Genomic DNA, 19179 nt, shown 5'->3' on the forward strand with positions numbered 1-19179 from the left:
ATTAAAAAAGGCGCCGTGGGCGCCTTTAATTTCTTGGTGTAAAGATAATCAATATTGATATTACTGGGTACCGCCCACAGTCATTTCATCAATTTTCAATGTCGGTTGACCGACCCCCACAGGGACACTCTGACCGTCCTTGCCACATACCCCAATACCTGCGTCTAATGCCAGGTCATTACCTACCATGCTGACTTTTTTCATCGCCTCAGGGCCACTGCCAATCAAGGTTGCTCCTTTCACCGGCGAAGTAATTTCACCGTTTTCAATTAAGTAAGCTTCTGAACTGGTAAAAACAAATTTCCCCGAGGTGATATCCACCTGACCACCAGCAAAATGCGGCGCATAAATACCTTTTTTCACTGACTTGATGATCTCTTTCGGGTCATGCTCTCCCGCCAGCATATAAGTATTAGTCATCCGTGGCATCGGCAGGTGAGCATAAGACTCACGGCGACCATTACCTGTGGGTTTAACTCCCATCAAAGCGGCATTATGCTTATCCTGCATATAACCTTTGAGCACCCCTTTCTCAATCAATACATTATATTGCCCGGGCGTGCCTTCATCATCTATATTAAGTGAGCCACGACGATTCGCTATCGTGCCATCATCAACGATAGTACAATGTTCAGAAGTGACTTGTTGACCAACCTTACCAGAAAATGCAGATGAACCTTTACGGTTGAAATCCCCTTCCAAGCCATGACCAACCGCTTCATGTAATAATACTCCCGGCCAACCAGAACCTAACACTACTGGCATAGTCCCCGCAGGAGATTCAATGGCAACCAGATTCACTAAAGCCTGACGTACCGCTTCTTCTGCATAAGTGAAATAACGCGCTTTACTCCCTTCTAATTCAAAGAAATAACTATAATCTGTCCGTGCACCGCCGCCAGCACTACCGCGCTCACGCTTACCGTTGTCCTCAACCAGTACAGAACAGTTTAATCGTACTAGTGGACGAATATCTGTTGCATAGGTGCCATCACTGGCCGCCACTAACACTTTTTCGAACACACCGGATAAGCTCGCTATCACTTGTTTAACCCGGCTATCCTGTGACCGTGCATGCGCTTCCACTTCATGCAACATAGTGATTTTTTGTTCCTGACTTAAACTATCAATCGGATTTATCCCTTGATATATCACCGATTGAGTTTGTCTTTTAAAAGCCTGAACTTTGCCGTTATTACCTGATAAGGCGATGCCTTTAGCCGCATCTGCTGCTTTAGTTAACGCTTGCGGATTAATGTCATCAGAATAAGCAAACCCCGTTTTTTCACCTGAAATCGCCCGAACACCAACACCGCGTTCAATATTATAGGAACCTTCTTTAACGACACCGTCCTCGAGTAACCAGGACTCATGTGAACTCGCCTGAAAATACAAATCCGCCAGGTCGATATTGCGCTGGTAAATTCCTTTTAATGTTTCATTTAAGAAACTTTTATCTATTTGGCTATCAGCCAAGAGCTCACGCTCAACATTATTCATAGGTTTTCAACTTCGTGATAAATTGGTTATGCTCTGCCACCGGAATGGCCTGTCGAACCTGAGCTAATTGTTCTAGATCAAACTCAGCACTTATACTACCTTGACCAGACTCCAAAGAGGTCATTATTTCACCCCAAGGATCAATGATCATGCTATGTCCCCAGGTTTCTCTGCCATTTCGATGTGTTCCAGTCTGGCCTGCAGCGACGATATACACTTGATTTTCAATCGCTCGGGCTCGTAATAAGGTTTGCCAATGTGCTTGCCCGGTGACTTTAGTAAACGCGCTGGGAACGGTAATTATCTGAGCCCCCAGTTGCGCCAACGCGCGATACAATTCTGGAAAGCGTAAATCATAACAGATCGTCAGTCCTAAAGTAACGCCCGCAGTAACGACTGTTTTTAATTGTTGACCTGCCTGAGTAAAACGTGACTCGAGATAGTGTTTCTCATTGTCTTGCACCTCAACATCAAATAAATGAATTTTATTATATTGGGCCAGTTGTTCACCGCTAGGAGAAAAAACACAACAACTATTGGTAAACTTATTCGTTTCTTGCTGATACAGAGGAATACTACCTGCCACTAGCGTTATTTGATACGTGTGAGCCAGTTTAGCAAGGGCCCTAATTAACCTTTGGGTTGAATACGTTTCCTGTGCCAGCATTAGTTGCTCTTTATCTCTGCCACCAAAAAATAAACAACATTCCGGCAAAACCACAATATGATCCTGACAAGGCTCTAAGTTAGCGAGTTGCTGCTCAATTGCCCTAAGGTTCTGTTCAACATCAGGTACCGAAGTTAATTGTATTGCCGATAATCTAGCCATCTTTTTTATCCAAAGGCAGAGTTTCCACAGGTAACGTTGGCTTTTGCTTAATCAAACCGGTTTCCGGATCCAATATAGTATTTTCAGATTCCACCGCTTTTTCTTCGGGAAGATTCTCGACAATTTGTGGCGGAGAATCTCGACCGACACTGATATTCTGGGTTTTTCTGTCTACTTCTTTAAAGTTTGGTTCGCTAATGCTGCCAGTAACTTCAAACTTGTATTCTGATACCACTTTCGACGTGATCACTTCATCAATTGCAATACCAGCAAGAAAGGTTACTGGATTCAAAGTCGCAATCCAAGCAATCGCAGGCAAACTGGACGTAACGTTGGGCTTATACGACATCCGATAATCTAAAGTTTCACTGTTTAAATCGGTATTACCTTTAACCGATAAATCACCGGCATTGCCTTTGAGGAAGGTATTCTTAGTATAGATAACGCCATCTTTTAAATGAAAATCACCTTTCACTTCACTATAAAACATGCCATCACTGAAAATATCGCGAAAATCAAATTTCAGTTTCCTCACCAGTGATTGCAAGCTTAAAATCGAAAAAGCTCGCGCCTGATCCGGTACTTCCGCCAGATAACCTTCATCTAATGAACCACTAAGATCACCGTTTAAATGAGCAAGGGCAAAATCATGCGGTCCGCCGAGCCATTTAAGATCAAAGCGAGACTTCAAACCGCTATCTTTCACCGTAGATGGAATAGCTAAACGCTCCAGTTCACGTTCAATATCTTTAGAAGAAAGTTCACCAATAAGCTGAGTACTCGACTGCTGCTCATTCAGTTGCCAGCTAAGATCAAAGCTCAATTTATTGTCTTTTCGTTTCGCGACAAAGTTATAGAGCTTGAGTAAATCCGGTTGACTACGCTCAAGAGCAAAAGAGACTTCGCCTAAGTCTAAGTTACCGTAACGACAATCCTGACAGTGAACCCGCATTGGTGGCATTTGGCTAAACAGTTGCTGATTGAGCTCTGCATCAATAGTAGCGCTCTCATTCTTCTCTGATTTAGCGACTGTAGCTAAGTCTTTAGAGGCAGAGTTCTCCACTTGTTCACTACGATTAAACAACTGCTTATCTGGCGATAAACGAATAAAATCCGCGTTAAGCTCCAACCCTTGCTGATACCAATCGGGATAAAACTTCATCTCGGCCCGCGCTTCTTTACTGGTTAATGCTAGCTGCCACCAGCTCACCTGATCTTCGAGATTAAAAGAAACGCCATGAATAGATTCATCCCAAAAATCCAGCTGTTCAATATTACCACGCACCCGTTGTGGCTGTTCAAGCAAAGCAACGTCACTATCTTCATTGTCATTTGCTACAACACTGTCAAGAATATCGGTGATCAATGGCTGCCATTGGAAGAAGTTGGCGCGAGCAAGGTTAGTAGTGATATGAAAGCCATTCATCGGCAAATACATTTGTTCATCACCTAAAATCAAATGGGCTTGGGAAAACGCCACTTGCTGATGATTTAAATTGCCATAAAAATTTAACTGCTGACCAATTTTAGCATCGATAGTAGACTGATCTTCATTACCAGAGACTTTAATGGTTGCAAGCAAGTTATCGCCACTCGCCTTTTGATAAGGTTCAGGTAAATCCAGTTGCAACTTCGTCAATTCTGAGTCAATCACAAGCTGATAACTAAACTGTCCATCAGTTGTATTATTGAGCGTCAGCAGGCCAGTCCATTCAAGTTCACCACGACCATAATCCGTCAGCTTCTCTGGAAGCTGTTGACGCCAAAGTGGCTCCTGCCAATTCGCTGTCATTTGGATATCTGTTTGATAATCCGGTGTTTGCTTAGCCGCACTAACCTGTAAACTCATTGGCATATCACGCCACAATAAACTTAAGTCTTTCGTGGTAATTTTATCATTCACAAAAGCAAGCTCACCGTTAATTTTAGTAAATTGCATCTGAAGCGGCTGCAACGCAATCTGGTTATTGTCAAAGTAGACATTGCCTTGAGCAACAGCAGCTTCAACATCATTTAGCGGTAAATTAAGCTGAAATTCTCCTGAAACAGGGTGTGTAATAACAACCTTTTCTAAGACTTCACCAACGGTATCACTTAACGGACTACTCATCATTAAATTAGCAATTAATGCGGGCGCTGTTTGTTTAAATTGAGCACCTATGGAAAGTACTTGTTCATCAGATAAATCAGCAATTTCCGCCTGCACACCTTTAACGTCAATTCCCGCTAAGGTGCCATCTCGACCTGTGATCAGCATACTGTTATTAGTAAAATTAAGATTGGCACTGAAGTGCTCAACCGCAGGCCACTGGCTGTCAAACTTAAAAGTACTATTGGTTAATTCCGCATCGACGACAAAAGTGCCATTCCCCTGCGTAAAAGGAAAGTCAGCAATTGGCCCATTAATCATCACTACAGCTTGTGCTAACCGGCCTTTTTCCAACGCCCGATTTAGATAATTAACCAAATCCTCCCCCATTAAGGCATTCGGATAAAAAGAGGGTGCATAAATAACATTGGCATCTGATGCCGTTGCCAGTAAAGACAATTCAAGCGCTTTGTCTGGCTCCGCCGTCACCGCAAGCTCAGCATTTAGCCTTAGCTGCTCGGAATTAAATTTCAGGTCGTTTGCTGTTAAACGCCAGCTTTGCTGGTCGAACTGAACATCAATAGCAGAAGAAAAGGTTTGGTAGTTAATCGGTGCACTAAAATGCTGAGCAAAGTCTAACGCACCATCCGCCGCATTAACATCAAGATGCAATGTGCCAGGTTGATAAATCAACTCACCGTTAAGTGATGTCACCCCAGGAATTCCCTGGCTATAATTTGTCTTTATCTCAGAGAAATTTGCTACTGCCGACAATGATTGCTCATCTTGTTGCAAGTAAATATTTTCAATCGTGCCAGCAGGTGCCAACTGAGCCATTAAGCGTTGAGTACTGTCATCTTTCACCAGCAATGGCAATAACCCCGCAGCACCAGATACATCAAGAGCTGAGACATAAGTGCTAATTCGTTGCTGATCGCGTTTTAATTCAACAATTAACGGTTGCCATTGTTGTTTATTTGAAATGACCTCTATTGCAGACGAATAAAGATGCAACTGTGATGGCTTAGCTAGGTTATCAATAACCAGCTGACCACTATTAATATCTAAGGTATTAATTTTCTGTTGATGCTGCCAGGCGATTTGGTTTTGTCCTAAATCTAACAGCAGCTTATCTAACTGCCCCTTGTTAATCGATAGCCAGGCATTAAAATTAACACTGGAGTGAGTATTTTCATCCGCAATTGCCAGAACCTTTCCTAACCAAGGGGTAATATTGAGCTGATTCGCTTCCAGGTAAAGCGTACCATGCATATCTTCGATATGTTGCCCTTTAACATCGAGATTGATCTGCAAATTATTTGAGGTAATGCCATCAACAATCACATTGCCTCTGGCTCGGTGATTATTCCCCTGATTAAACCAATGCAACGAATCAATTAATAAGGTACGTTTTCCTCTTTTGGTTTGATAAACAATCTGACTATTATTAAGCGAAAAACGGCCTATTTGGGAAAAAAACATTTCCATTAGATTCGTTAACATCGAAGTATCATCACTGGACACCGATGTTTCAGACACCATGGCATTATTGACTAAAATTTTAACGCCATTTAATGAAAAATCTCTGGTGATCAGCCGTCGATGTTGCAAGCTTTGCCAGAAGTCGATATTGAGATCAAACGCCTGCACATAAACTTCCGCCTCATCGCTTTGCAGTAAACTAACGTTAGAAGCGACTAACGTTGGCCCGGAGCTCTGCCACCCCATGTCAAGGGCACCGATAATGATATTGCTGCCATAGGTTTGATTAATATAGTCTTGTAAATCAGTACGATAGTTGTGTGCATAAGGCAATAACAAGCGCAAGGTGCTAATAAGCACAGCAAAGGTCACCAACAATATGGCGATACACTTGTATGTTCTATTCAGCCAGCGATTTGACGCTTTTGAAATGCCTATACCCATCTAATTTGCCAATCTCTCTTTACTAAACTTAAAACGAAGTCGCTCCTCCTTGCGGCCACGTATATTCAATACGGCTGTTATGCCATCACCACATCAAACTGTTCTTGGTTGTACATAGTTTCCGTTTGAATTTTAATCTGCTTACCAATAAAAACTTCCAACTCAGCAAGGTTATGATACTCATCATCGATTAACGACTCACTGACCGCAGGTGATGCATAGACAATAAACTTGTCCGAATCGTACGCTCGGTTGACTCGTACTATTTCCCTTAAAATCTCAAAACACACAGTTTCCACTGTTTTTAAATGACCTCGCCCCTGACATACCGAACATTCGCCACAAAGGATATGCTCCAGACTTTCACGGGTACGCTTGCGGGTCATTTCCACTAAACCTAATGCCGAAAAGCCACTGATACTGTACTTAACCTTATCTTTCGCCATAGCCATATCCAGACTATGTAAGACCCGGCGTTGGTGATCTTCATTAAGCATATCGATAAAATCTACTATGATTATACCACCTAAGTTGCGTAACCTCAGCTGTCTGGCAATCGCTTGCGTTGCTTCTATATTAGTATTAAAAATGGTTTCTTCTAGATTACGATGACCAACGAAAGCACCAGTATTGATATCGATTGTCGTCATGGCTTCCGTCTGATCGATAATCAAATAACCACCCGACTTTAACTCTATTTTTCGATGCAATGCCCGTTGGATCTCATTTTCAACATCAAAAAGGTCAAAAATAGGACGTTCCCCTGGATAATATTCCAGTTTACCCGCCAGCTCAGGTACAAACTCCTGAGTAAATTCCCCAAGTTGATCAAATGTCAGTTTAGAATCGATACGAATACGCTCTAGCTCTATACCAACAAAATCCCTTAACACCCGAAACGCTAACGACAGATCCTGATAAATAGCAGCCTTAGTTTGCTTGCGCTTTTTCCGCTCTAGCACTTTCATCCAAACACGACGAAGAAATTCAGCATCATGGCACAATTCTTCATCTCCGGCGCCTTCTGCGGCCGTTCTAACAATAAAGCCATGTTCTTCAGAACAATACGGCGTCACTATATCACGTAAACGTTTTCGTTCACTTTCGTCTTCAATTCGCTGTGAAATTCCAGCATGGCTGGCGTTAGGCATTAATACCAAGTATCGCGCAGCAACGGTAATATCCGTGGTTAAACGTGCCCCTTTAGTACCAAGCGGATCTTTTACCACCTGCACCACAATTTGCTGACCTTCATGCACTAAGCTGCGAATATCAGGCACCTGTTCTTTGGCTTCTTCCTCATTTAAAATCAACTTGGAATTAATATCAGAAGCATGTAAAAACGCCGCTTTATCTAAATTAATATCCACAAAGGCCGCTTGCATACCAGGTAAAACTCGGATCACTTTCCCGAGGTAAATATTGCCCACTAAGCCACGTTTTGCTTCACGCTCAACATGCACTTCCTGCAACACGCCATTTTCAATTAATGCCACTCGAGTTTCACTCGGGGTTACATTAATGAGTAATTCACCACTCATTATATTTCCCTATCACTTGTTCACTGGCTGCTGAAGCGCAGTTAATAAACCAAATTCCGCTAATAACTGCGCCGTCTCATATAAGGGTAAGCCGACAACCGCACTATAGCTACCATTAATTTGTGTCACAAATTGTCCACCAAGTCCTTGAATACCATAACCACCGGCTTTATCTTGCGGCTCTCCACTGCGCCAGTAATTCAGCATTTCGTTCTCGCTTAATGACTTAAAAGTGACTGTTGTTGATATTACCTGAGATTTGATTAACCGCCCCTGAACAACGGCTATCGCTGTTAATACCTGATGATTGTTACCAGACAGTAAGGTTAAGTATTCTAGGCACTGCTGTTGATTGTCCGGTTTACCGAGAATTTTATCCTGATAAACCACACAAGTATCAGAACCTAACACTATTGCACTATCTATTTGATTATTTGCAATATATTGCGCTTTTTCACCTGCTAAGCGTTCAACATATTGAGCAGGTGTTTCATCAGGAAGTTCACTTTCGTCAATGTTCGCAGGACAACAGCTGAACTGAAACCCCAGCTGCGATAATAATTCACGACGGCGAGGTGATTGCGAGGCAAGAATAAGGGATTTCATATTAGCTGATCTTAAAATGACGGCGAATTTTACGCAGCAGTAAAAATGCCCAAGGCCATAAAATAATAGAGGTTATCACCGGATATAAATAACTAGGTAAGAAGACAATATCGAGTAAAAAACGCTGAAACCAAAACACCAACAAATGATATAAAGCAGAAAGTACACCGACAATCAGTGCTTGTTGCCATACGGAAAAGTTTCTAATTTTTTGATAATTTCCAGCGATAATATAAACAGATAACGCCATTGCGGCAGCGTGCACACCTAACACCGAACCTAATAGTACATCGAGCAGAAACCCCATAAACCACGCGGTTATCACATTAATACGATTCGGTAATGCTAAACACCAGTACAATAACACTACGAGCACCCAGTCAGGACGAAAAACATCTACGCCTATCGGCAAAGGCATAATACTCGCCATTAACGCTATTAATAAGGTTAAAATGACCACAATACCATTATGAGCAAACATTAATTTGTCTCCTTGGTGGTCACCAAATCATCTTTAGACGAAAAGATTTTGTTCGGTTTTTCCGGCCATAACAGCAGCAGGTAACGCAAACGGTTTATTCGGGCTACAGGCTCACTTTGCACTAAGGAAAACGGGCGAGATTCATCTTGCCGCACCGCTGAGACCTTCGCCACCGGGTAACCTTCAGGATATTTGCCCCCTAATCCAGAAGTCACTAATAAATCACCTACACGAATATCTGTACTGTGAGGTACATGGTTATGAGCTAATCTGTCGATGTTTCCAGTACCATTTGCAATTAAACGAATGCCATTGCGTTTAATTCGTACCGGCAGCGCATGAGTGACATCAGTGATTAACAATACCCGGCTGGAAATAGTGCCGACATGCAATATTTGACCGACAATACCCTGATCATCTATGACCGCCTGTCCTTCAAAGACACCGTCATTAGCGCCCCGGTTAATCACCACTTGATGTGAATACGGGTCACTGTCAACCGATAAGATCTCTGCGACCATTTTTTTCGCATCGGTACGTACTGGCGAAGCAAGTAGTAAACGTAATCTGTCATTTTCCTGTTTAAGGATATCAAGCTGCATCTGTTGTTCATGATAAATCAGCTCATTGGTTTTATACTTTTGATTTTCTTCAATTAATTTTTGGCGAGTGACCAGGTTTTCCATCGCCCAGTCAAGTGCCATTTTCGGAGTAGTTGCCAAGTATTGCAGTGGACTCACCATAGACTGCAAATAGCCACGAATAAACTCGAAGCTATTCATTTTATGATCGAAAAAAATTAACAGAGCAGAACAAAACAGCACCAGAACAAGCCGGTGCTGTGGAGAAGGTCCATGTTTAAATATGGGGTTCATCGAGAATATATCTTCTCTTTTAAATTAAACATAAATAACTAACGCTAATTTTCTATATAAATCGCATTTAGCCAAAGCCGTCAAGTTGCTAACCATATGAGCTTATAAACTATAAGTGATTACGGTGAGTAACGCAGACAATGCCGAATAGATGCGATTTATGACGAAAATTTATTCGTAAGCGAATAAGTCCCCACCATGCATATCTATCATTTCTAATGCTTTACCACCGCCACGCGCCACACAAGTGAGCGGGTCATCAGCAACTACAACCGGAATACCTGTTTCTTCCATTAATAAGCGGTCAAGGTCTTTCAACAACGCTCCACCACCAGTTAATACCATGCCGCGTTCAGAAATATCTGACGCTAATTCTGGCGGGGATTGCTCTAAGGCCACCATAATCGCACTTACAATACCCGTTAATGGTTCTTGTAAGGCTTCTAATATTTCATTGCTATTGAGCGTAAAGCTGCGTGGTACACCTTCGGCTAGGTTGCGACCGCGTACTTCAATTTCAACTAACTCCTCACCTGGGTAAGCAGAACCAATCTCGTGTTTGATACGCTCTGCGGTTGCTTCACCAATTAAGCTACCAAAGTTACGACGCACATAGTTAATAATGGCATCGTCAAATTTATCACCACCAATACGCACCGATGACGAATACACCACACCATTTAAAGAAATAATGCCCACTTCGGTAGTACCACCACCAATATCGACCACCATAGAACCCGTTGCTTCTGATACTGGCATTCCGGCACCAATCGCTGCTGCCATCGGTTCGTCGATTAAATAGACTTCACGAGCACCGGCACCTAATGCTGATTCACGAATGGCACGGCGTTCAACCTGAGTAGAACCACAAGGTACACAAACCAATACACGAGGACTAGGACGTAAGAAGTTATTACTGTGTACTTGTTTGATAAAATACTGCAACATTTTTTCGGTAACGAAAAAGTTCGCAATAACCCCATCTTTCATCGGACGAATCGCTTCAATATTGCCCGGAGTACGACCTAACATTTGTTTGGCAGCGGCACCAACAGCGGCGACACTTTTTGAACCACCAGATCTGTCTTGGCGAATCGCCACTACCGAAGGTTCATTTAATACGATGCCTTGTTCTTTGACATAAATCAGCGTGTTGGCAGTTCCTAAATCAATGGAAAGATCGTTAGAAAACATGCCTCTTAATTTTTTAAACATAAGGTCTCTATGTCCTTGCTACCCCACTACAGCAACAGTGCTACAGCGTAATGAAATTATTTTTGTAATTGCTGCTAATCATACCGCAGACTTTGCCAGATGTGATGCCTGTTTTTGCAAAAAATAGCAGTTTTTTGCGATTTTTTTTCACAAAGCGCCAAAAACTTAACATTTCCTGATAAATTTACTCGTTATTTACCACCTCACGCCAAGAAATAATACGATCGTTACCGCGAAATAGGCCAAAGGTAATAGTTGCCGTTGGATTTTCATCAAATCCACCAGCGTTTACCCAATCATATTGCAACCATGTCGGTACTTGATATTCAAACTCAAGCGAACCTTGTTTATTGTCATTTGGCGCAGAAAACCAAAATTCGTTAACGTCTGATAATGCCAATACTCCCGAAGAAAACCTACCTGTAACAGAAGCATTAGTATCACTTGTTATCAATGAATCCGTATTATCAAGATCAACTAAGCGATATTGCCATTCAACTAAGCCGCCACTACGAATACTGCCTGTTTCATCTTTGCCTGTAATAATTGGCGTTGTGCAACTGTCATCAGTGTTTGTAACAAAGCCATTGCCATCCCAATACTGAGTGTACATAGGTACTGGCAGATTTTCAGTTTCTGGACCATAAGCATTATCAATTGCTAGGCGACCAAATTTTACGGTGAGGCTATTATCAATAGTGGTAGTGCCATTTGGAGTTTCACTAGAAAACAATGGGTTTTGTTTGTGTTCTATGCTGTTGTATAACGTCGATACTTGGTCACTATCTTCAAACGTATTAATAGGTATTTCAAATTTAGCAATAAACGGCGCAACTTTACTCAAATCATTACGGGTATAAGTAAAATGGTGCTGATCAGAGAACGTGAAGCTTGCTTGCCCTTCGGTAAAACTAGATAAAACCCCCACACTATTATCAGCTAATAACGGATAGACACCTGTAACTGCTAAATCATGCGTTAAAGGCGCTGCTAAGCTAATATCTTTAGCACTAAGTTTTACAAATTCATTAATGTAATTTTTAGTAGTATTTCCATTCGCATTTTTTGCCGTAATAGTTAATTTTGGTTCTATCTCGTAGCGAATAGCACCTTTACTGTCAGTTTGCTGCCCGCTGTAAACCCAATGTTTCGATAAACATCCAGTATTGTGATTAGCTGTTAACTTACCGTTATCATTTATGCCGTTATCTTCATCAACAAGGATTGTTTGTTTAAAATGATCCGGGATAAAACGCCCAATCGGAGTACTGCCCTGTGCTTTATCACTGTTTGAGTTCGACTCTCGAATCGTCAGGTTTAGTAATCCAACTTCGCTATAGGTCATGCCACTGTATTGATAAACGCCATCAACAAACGATATTATTTCAGGCGACAGCGAATTATAGTCATCTGCAGATAAAGACGATGGCATGCTTTGGGCGGCTCCCTCCCCGTATTTTAACGTGCCGTTTTCACCAGAAACCGGAGCGATAAGCTGCAGCGCAAGTTCTGCACTATAACCATCATAGTTCGTTGTAAAATCGCCTTGTTTATTTACCGCTTGAATTTTCAGGTCAAACACCTGACCTGCTTTTTGATGTACTTTACCATTAGCAGTAGTTTCAACTAATGGCTGACCTTCAGTCTCACTACCATCCATCGAGCGTTTAGGGTAAAGATTAAACTGGAATGGTCTAACATAAAAGCTTTGTGAACCGCCAACTAAATTAATATCTCCGTCACTGTAACTAGCTCTTAATCGTATTTCACCAGCATCTAAATACTTAGGAGTCACTATAGTTGCTATGCTGTCGCTGCCAAAGTTTAATGTCACGTCCGATGTAAATAATGGATATTTGGCAATATTATCATTGTCATTAATTTGGAAACTTAAGCCCGGATTGGTGTTATCTGGTGTGACATTTTCTTGTGCCAATTTTAAAGCAACATCGCCAGTAAATATTCCTTCACAAACACCGTCATTATTCTTCACTGCCTGTATTTTTAATTCATCGGTAAATATATCACCAGATACCTGATTTGCTATAACTTCTGAATTAGTACTACTGTACAAAAAGCGAAAGCCCGCTTCAGAAAAAGTTAAATTACAATCTCCCGCATTACCGTTATTGCAAATAAAACCATTAGTGGCCGCGACAGAGGCATTCGCTATTGATAAAGTCACCACTTCAGGTACGGTATAACTGACATCAACAAAAACCGCACTATTACCGGTATAATTCACTGGTGAGGTTACTGTATGTGTAACGCCTGTTACCACTAAATCTAATGAGATAGCCTCAGATGATTCAACACAAGCACTGCCAATACTATTGGTACAGGCCCTGATAGTAATATTTTCTGCTTCACAGGTTAAACCATTACCATCATGAATGATCTCATAATGATCAATTACAACGGCTGATGACTCACAGAAACCATGACTATCCATATTATTAACATAGGAAGGTGAAAATTGATAAACGCCGTCACCATAAACACTTGCTGCGCCAGCAACCGATAATGCGCCGGTAACATTAGCACCTTCATTTGGATCACCGATAGTGGCAGAGCCTGCGACATAAATATTGGCATTAATGTCGACCCCAGCCTGTATTACTAATGAACCATTAACAATAATCAGCACATTACTTGGATTGCCTCCTACATTAAGCTGAGTACCGGAAGGAATAGTGATTGAGCTATTAAAATATAAGACTGCAGTGCCACCACCTGAAAATGAGATTGTACTGTTATCTGCTAATCCCCAGCCCGAATACTGATATTCACCATCAATTAGCGAGCTCGAACTAAAACTACCGCTAGGATTTAACGAAGGTAACGTCGGTACATTAAATGGATTAACTGGGCTACAAGCTCCACCGTTACAACTACTATCATCAACAAAGCTAAAAAAAGAATGACTACCATTGACTGCAAAAGTCGTATTTCCTGGAAAGATATCAGCACAGTCAATTAAATCACCGTTATTGTCTCCTCCCTTAGTCGGTGTACATTCGCCCCAATTATTTACCGATAAATCACCATTAGGTTTAGCACATAGATTATTCTTATCGCCATTAACATAATAAATAGTCGATAGATCCGGATCATTAGTTTCCCATTGCCAATTACCACCTGCCTGTCCATCATGATTCGCATAACGAAAATAATGCACTACTCGGAAACTTTCATCTAAAACGATTAATTCTTCTAAGGTACTATGCAGCGATGCCCCTTCAACAACTAAATAGCTACCTGCGTTATAAATACAAGCGCTACTCCCAGAAGGAGCACTACATAGGGTTACACTACCATCATTGTTGCCCTGCCCTTCGTAATAAAGGCCCCAACCATTAATATCAACTGTTTGTTTAACATAAAATTCGATATACCCTTCAACGATATTAATTTCATTAATCGCTAATTTTCCAGCTTCGGGGGAGGACTCGAACGAAATCGTGCTGGAAGGTTTCCCCGCAAGGGCAATCGCAGAGAACAAAGTCATAAATAGCATGACAACAGCAATTGTTAGCCGAGATATTGTTGCTATCGAAGCATTACCACCAATAAAAATATTAATTGCTAACCCCATGAATAACAGACACTAATAACACCACAATTTAAAGGTACAGCTATCATGCATATTAAGCAAGTTAACTAACCTTAGCTTGGCGTAAGCAATGCGCCACAGGCTGTCAATTCTTGTCCCAATATGAGATCAACCAAGAAAATATAAATAAGAACAAAGCATTACAAAAAGAAAAGCCCTGCATCCTGCAAGGCTCAATTTCATGAAACAAAAAGAAAGGTGTGGTGGTCATTACCGAACCGAAAAGACACTACAATCAATTCAGATACGAAAACGAATAACACTGTTGGCTCATTAACTAACGTCTTACTAATGAGCAGACAACTTTCAAGATAACTTCTATCGCAAATATTAAGCCAGAATTTAAAAGTGTCTAATTTTTATTAAGTTAAGATAAGGCTTAAGAGTTAATTCTAAAAAACTGTAAAATATCCTAACAGTTATTTGTAAATAAAGTGTTATAATTCACGAGCTTGTACTTCTACGGTTCTCGATGTAAAGACCCCATCAACTTCGCACTGCCCTGTACTACTGACAATGTAATAACGGATGCCATTAATAACGAGATCACTATCACAACGCCAAGAAGCAATACTACAATTTTCTAACCCTTCAGTATTCGTTAGTATGGGTTTCGTTACTGGCGAGATAGCCTCACATGTTTTGGGATCATCATTTAACGGAAAAAGTTTCTGTAATTTAAATTGCAAACCAGTTTGCGCAGCCTGAAAAGCCCTTGTCCCTAACACTTCATAAACAATTGTTTCGCCACTGGTGCTTAATGTTTTTACTAACGCAGTACCAATTAAGCTCATCACGACAATAATAAAAATCGCAATCACCAAGGCACTGCCTGTTACTTTTTTAGGCAGAAAACTTAGCTCTAGTTCGTTATGGCACATTCGGTATTTGAATTTCATTATTAAACATCACTTTTTCAGCATTCATCCCAAACAATAAACGCACCTGAACCGTTGAGTTTCTTGTTTGCGTAGGGGTCATAACTTGAAATGCTTCAATCACATCATCAGGATCAGAGTATGCGATACCATTTTCATCAACATAGTTAATGATATGCTCCGCCATTAACGTTCTACTCGCTCCATCCTCATATCTATATAACCCATGACTCAATACACAATAGCTTGTGTTGCTACCGTAAAAATAAATCCGTTGTGTTGGTGAGTCTGTTTCAAACAATACCCCTGAAGAAAAAGACAATACCCAAGGGTTATTAGCCCCAGTATTTTCATCTAATGTCGAAAACAGATGATTCTTCTCACTTGCACTATCTAAATCTGTTGCTATCAGCGGATAAACAACAACCTTATCAGCATTAGCAAAATTACTTTTATCAAACGGGATCAATGAAACTGCATCTTTTTTACTTTCTGGAGCAACAGGTAAATCAATATACCTACTACTTGCTAAAATCGGAGTAAAAACTAAACAATCATTACCCGTGCTATTATCAACATAGACACTATTAGGTATGGCATTGCGCACTTCTCGATTTAACCTTTCAATAGCAAAACGTGCTGACGAAATCAGTTCATCGCGATCACTAGCTTCGGTAAAAATTAACGCACCAAACTGCAAAAAACGACTGGCTCCAACCGCTAAAATACCTAAGATAATGATCACTGTCACCAATTCCACTAAGGTAAAACCTTGTTGTCGATTAATACGACTCATCAGAAATTCGCTCTATAGGTAGAAAACACAATATCAAAGCCGGTGGGCGTAGTAATAGTTACTTTGATTAGTTTAGCTGTGCTTATATCAACACTACTCGGTTCACTACATTCACCATCGTAATTACCATCGTTACATACAGATATAGTTACAGAATAGCCAGAATACTTCTTCTGCATATCTTCACTAAAATAAGTCAGATCAGTATTGTGATAATCATCCACATCATCAAAATCATCTCGCTTACCTTCTTCATGACCAAGCGCTGTATTTAAGGTACATTTTTCTTCTTCGCTAAAACCGGGATTACCATCATAATCTTCACCGCAACGATTAACACCACCAGCCATATCAGAATGCTCATCAAACGCTTTATTTTGAATTTCATTGAGTATTGACTGCCCCAGTTCAGCGGCACGGATCTGATGTAACTGGTCGGCACTTTGCCCGACTAGCGGATAAATAAGCGTGGTAAGAATGGAAAAAGATATCGCCAGCACCACTATGCCAACAATAGTTTCGACCAAAGTAAAGCCTTTAGCATTAACCCGCATGAATATACCCTTCAGGCTCAATCATCACTTTTAACGGCTGTTCGCCACCATTGATTGATATCTCACAGGGAGAAGAACAATTCGACGGCCGTCCCATTTGATCAAAAGAGAAATCATCACCGCTAAAGGTAATATCATGCCCGCCATCAACCCGAACATGAGTAGGACCATCTTCGATGGATAAATTATATCTTTTTGAATCAAACCAGTTGCCAGCATGGCATGGGCCAGGCGAATCATCATTATCTAACAAACCCAATTGTTTGCCATCATCAGTTATCTTTATTTGATGACATAGCGAACCACCTGTTTGCTGCATTGCGCGTAGTTGAACGGTGCGAAGTGTCGCAATCACTTCCGTTCGATAGGCGTACTCTTCAAAGCCACTGGAAGAAAAAAAGCGCGGCACGACAGTAGCGGATAAAATTCCCAGCAGCAAAATCACTACCACCAGCTCAATAATGGTAAACCCCTGATTAAACTTTGTTCTAGAGCTAAGGACTCGAACGTTCATAAGTAGAGTCTAATCAACTACAAGACTGGATGCCAATTTTGGCTTTTTTTGAAGCAGTCGCTGATTGATAAAAGACTAAGCAACTGTCTGAGCTACTGCCAGGTTCGGTATCGCCGTTTAGGTATACTAATAATGTATCGCCAATTTGACGAAATAAAAAATCATTGCCGTTAATTTCAATGAGCTTTTTCCAATCATCCTCTGAACTTTTTGGATAACCATAATGAATACTTATGTCCAGACCGTTTGCCAGCTTTATACTTGGCGCATCTTCTTGTGGTAATTGATGATTCCCTTTCACCAATGCTTTACCATAGACCATTGCCATTGCCCCTTCCATCGATACTTTTATCGCTGCTAAGTTAGAGTTTTTTGCGTCAGCATCAAAATTAACGAATTTAGGCAAAGCTGTCACCGCCAGGATACCGAGTATTATTATCACGACGATTAATTCAATTAAGGTAAAACCATTAGATTTCAAATAAATCACCTAATTTCATAACGATATTTTTAATTTATCCTATCAGCTAAAACAAATAAAGGAGAGCACAGCTCTCCTTTATTATTAAAACACTATTGCTTATTTACAATTAGCAAATTCACTAACATCAATAACAGGTCTTTTTCCAGCCCCTGTAGAACTTGTATAAGTCAAACGGCAAGTATCACCTGTTGATCCATCATATTGAATGATAAGTGGCTCAGCTTCCCCTTCTGTTGTATTAAAATCATCAGCATCAATATCAATTAATCCTAAAATTCCTTTTGCATTATCGGCTGTATCACCAGCCTTACTACCTTTACCTAATGCAGTAGGATATCCATTCTTCAAAGAGTAATACACACTATCTAACATAATAGTAGTTTCTCCAGAAGTTTTACTGTCAATTAATGCTTTCGCATAAACCATACTTACTGCACTTTCTATTGTACCTTGAACACCTTCCATAGCAGATTTCTTAGCATCCCCTGTTAAATCAATAAACTTAGGTGCAGCAGTCGCCGCTAAAATACCTAATATGACTATCACGACTACTAATTCAATGAGTGTGAAGCCTTTGGTTTGGGATAAATTTTTCATTATTACACCTATATAAATATTATTTTAATTATTAATGGTTATCGCTACCCGGCTTGAAGCAGGGTCATACGTAAAATTATTGCCTTTATCGGTTGTGGTTGGTGTCCCAAATCCGCCAGTAACTTTATCTAAAGTTTCAACCAAAAAATACGCACAAACAGCATTGTCATTTGTTCCTTTATTGCCTTCACTGGATATAGTTATAGCAAAATATTGAATACCAGAATCATTTGTTAGATGCGTTTCTGTACTCGATATTTTAGGGGGTTGGCTCAGAATACCATTCCACACTTGAACACATTGAGCTGCAGTCATATTTCCCGATGTTAACCCTGTTGTGCTTGTTCCCATTGGGTAGCCTGGTCGAAATGTGCTACTGTTGCTAGTAGGAGACGTTAAATATAAATCAGTGCCATCATAATTCACGGTATTACGCCCCTCACTATCATTTGGACGTCCTTCCGCTTCCCACTGGGCGCGTGCTAGAGATACACCTGTGGCAAAGCCGCCTGCCATGCCTTCAATATTCGCTTGTTTGGCTTGATCGGTTAAATCAAGAAACTTTGGGATTGCCGTAACCGCTAAAAACCCTAGGATAACCACGACAATTACCAGCTCGATGAGCGTAAAACCTGATTGTCTTTTCATAACTACCTCGAACCTCGACACTTAATTTAAGTT

At 40.9% G+C, this 19179-nt stretch carries 16 protein-coding genes; all 16 read right to left on the reverse strand.

Annotated features, from left to right (window positions below):
- Positions 1-60 precede the first annotated feature (60 nt).
- The 16 genes from tldD to QQK06_RS06025 all read right to left on the reverse strand — a co-directional run bounded on the left by tldD (position 61) and on the right by QQK06_RS06025 (position 19146).
- Positions 61-1500 (reverse strand): metalloprotease TldD, encoded by a 1440-nt coding sequence (gene tldD / locus QQK06_RS05950; protein WP_284243743.1) that lies wholly within the window; start codon positions 1498-1500, stop codon positions 61-63.
- The gene (locus QQK06_RS05955; protein ID WP_284243745.1) at positions 1493-2329 is read right to left on the reverse strand and encodes a carbon-nitrogen hydrolase family protein; all 837 of its coding nucleotides are present in this window, start codon (positions 2327-2329) and stop codon (positions 1493-1495) included. Before QQK06_RS05955 ends, tldD begins: the two co-directional genes overlap by 8 nt.
- Positions 2322-6344 carry a YhdP family protein gene (locus QQK06_RS05960; protein ID WP_284243746.1) on the reverse strand — a complete coding sequence of 1341 codons (4023 nt, stop codon included), beginning with the start codon at positions 6342-6344 and terminating at the stop codon, positions 2322-2324. Before QQK06_RS05960 ends, QQK06_RS05955 begins: the two co-directional genes overlap by 8 nt.
- 77 nt (positions 6345-6421) lie before the next feature.
- Entirely contained in the window at positions 6422-7885 is a 1464-nt protein-coding gene (gene rng, locus QQK06_RS05965; RefSeq protein WP_284243748.1) for a ribonuclease G, read from the reverse strand.
- Between the two features lie 12 nt (positions 7886-7897).
- Complete coding sequence (locus QQK06_RS05970; RefSeq protein WP_284243749.1) at positions 7898-8491, reverse strand: Maf family protein; 594 nt, start codon at positions 8489-8491, stop codon at positions 7898-7900.
- A gap of 1 nt (position 8492) precedes the next feature.
- Positions 8493-8972 (reverse strand): rod shape-determining protein MreD, encoded by a 480-nt coding sequence (gene mreD, locus QQK06_RS05975; RefSeq protein WP_284243750.1) that lies wholly within the window; start codon positions 8970-8972, stop codon positions 8493-8495.
- Positions 8972-9847 carry a rod shape-determining protein MreC gene (gene mreC, locus QQK06_RS05980; RefSeq protein WP_284243751.1) on the reverse strand — a complete coding sequence of 292 codons (876 nt, stop codon included), beginning with the start codon at positions 9845-9847 and terminating at the stop codon, positions 8972-8974. The genes mreD and mreC overlap by 1 nt, the downstream gene beginning before the upstream one ends.
- Positions 9848-10018: 171 nt before the next feature.
- The gene (locus QQK06_RS05985; RefSeq protein ID WP_284243752.1) at positions 10019-11062 is read right to left on the reverse strand and encodes a rod shape-determining protein; all 1044 of its coding nucleotides are present in this window, start codon (positions 11060-11062) and stop codon (positions 10019-10021) included.
- Between the two features lie 184 nt (positions 11063-11246).
- Positions 11247-14657 carry a DUF6701 domain-containing protein gene (locus QQK06_RS05990; RefSeq protein ID WP_284243753.1) on the reverse strand — a complete coding sequence of 1137 codons (3411 nt, stop codon included), beginning with the start codon at positions 14655-14657 and terminating at the stop codon, positions 11247-11249.
- 455 nt (positions 14658-15112) lie between these two features.
- A complete protein-coding gene (locus tag QQK06_RS05995) occupies positions 15113-15574 on the reverse strand; it encodes a pilus assembly PilX N-terminal domain-containing protein (RefSeq protein ID WP_284243754.1) in 462 nt (153 codons plus the stop codon).
- Complete coding sequence (locus QQK06_RS06000; protein WP_284243755.1) at positions 15546-16349, reverse strand: PilW family protein; 804 nt, start codon at positions 16347-16349, stop codon at positions 15546-15548. The genes QQK06_RS05995 and QQK06_RS06000 overlap by 29 nt, the downstream gene beginning before the upstream one ends.
- Positions 16349-16903, reverse strand: a complete 555-nt coding sequence (locus QQK06_RS06005) for a type IV pilus modification PilV family protein (RefSeq protein WP_284243756.1) — start codon at positions 16901-16903, stop codon at positions 16349-16351. Before QQK06_RS06005 ends, QQK06_RS06000 begins: the two co-directional genes overlap by 1 nt.
- A complete protein-coding gene (locus QQK06_RS06010) occupies positions 16893-17417 on the reverse strand; it encodes a type IV pilin protein (protein ID WP_284243757.1) in 525 nt (174 codons plus the stop codon). The genes QQK06_RS06005 and QQK06_RS06010 overlap by 11 nt, the downstream gene beginning before the upstream one ends.
- Positions 17418-17430: 13 nt before the next feature.
- Positions 17431-17898: a prepilin-type N-terminal cleavage/methylation domain-containing protein gene (locus QQK06_RS06015; protein ID WP_284243758.1), complete on the reverse strand. Its 468-nt coding sequence runs from the start codon at positions 17896-17898 to the stop codon at positions 17431-17433.
- Positions 17899-17997: 99 nt separating this feature from the next.
- Positions 17998-18498 (reverse strand): type II secretion system protein, encoded by a 501-nt coding sequence (locus QQK06_RS06020; RefSeq protein ID WP_284243759.1) that lies wholly within the window; start codon positions 18496-18498, stop codon positions 17998-18000.
- A gap of 24 nt (positions 18499-18522) precedes the next feature.
- Positions 18523-19146 (reverse strand): type II secretion system protein, encoded by a 624-nt coding sequence (locus tag QQK06_RS06025; protein ID WP_284243760.1) that lies wholly within the window; start codon positions 19144-19146, stop codon positions 18523-18525.
- Positions 19147-19179: the final 33 nt, after the last annotated feature.

This window comes from Thalassotalea insulae, from assembly GCF_030161395.1.
GTDB lineage: Bacteria > Pseudomonadota > Gammaproteobacteria > Enterobacterales > Alteromonadaceae > Thalassotalea_E > Thalassotalea_E insulae.

Bases quoted from the DNA above. Each gene is read 5' to 3' on its own strand.
- rng (WP_284243748.1), bottom strand. From the start codon at position 7,885: ATGAGTGGTGAATTACTCATTAATGTAACCCCGAGTGAAACTCGAGTG.
- tldD (WP_284243743.1), bottom strand. From the start codon at position 1,500: ATGAATAATGTTGAGCGTGAGCTCTTGGCTGATAGCCAAATAGATAAA.
- QQK06_RS05970 (WP_284243749.1), bottom strand. From the start codon at position 8,491: ATGAAATCCCTTATTCTTGCCTCGCAATCACCTCGCCGTCGTGAATTA.
- QQK06_RS06025 (WP_284243760.1), bottom strand. From the start codon at position 19,146: ATGAAAAGACAATCAGGTTTTACGCTCATCGAGCTGGTAATTGTCGTG.
- QQK06_RS05995 (WP_284243754.1), bottom strand. From the start codon at position 15,574: ATGAAATTCAAATACCGAATGTGCCATAACGAACTAGAGCTAAGTTTT.
- QQK06_RS05990 (WP_284243753.1), bottom strand. From the start codon at position 14,657: ATGGGGTTAGCAATTAATATTTTTATTGGTGGTAATGCTTCGATAGCA.
- QQK06_RS06020 (WP_284243759.1), bottom strand. From the start codon at position 18,498: ATGAAAAATTTATCCCAAACCAAAGGCTTCACACTCATTGAATTAGTA.
- QQK06_RS05985 (WP_284243752.1), bottom strand. From the start codon at position 11,062: ATGTTTAAAAAATTAAGAGGCATGTTTTCTAACGATCTTTCCATTGAT.
- mreD (WP_284243750.1), bottom strand. From the start codon at position 8,972: ATGTTTGCTCATAATGGTATTGTGGTCATTTTAACCTTATTAATAGCG.
- QQK06_RS05955 (WP_284243745.1), bottom strand. From the start codon at position 2,329: ATGGCTAGATTATCGGCAATACAATTAACTTCGGTACCTGATGTTGAA.
- QQK06_RS06010 (WP_284243757.1), bottom strand. From the start codon at position 17,417: ATGAACGTTCGAGTCCTTAGCTCTAGAACAAAGTTTAATCAGGGGTTT.
- QQK06_RS05960 (WP_284243746.1), bottom strand. From the start codon at position 6,344: ATGGGTATAGGCATTTCAAAAGCGTCAAATCGCTGGCTGAATAGAACA.
- QQK06_RS06005 (WP_284243756.1), bottom strand. From the start codon at position 16,903: ATGCGGGTTAATGCTAAAGGCTTTACTTTGGTCGAAACTATTGTTGGC.
- QQK06_RS06000 (WP_284243755.1), bottom strand. From the start codon at position 16,349: ATGAGTCGTATTAATCGACAACAAGGTTTTACCTTAGTGGAATTGGTG.
- mreC (WP_284243751.1), bottom strand. From the start codon at position 9,847: ATGAACCCCATATTTAAACATGGACCTTCTCCACAGCACCGGCTTGTT.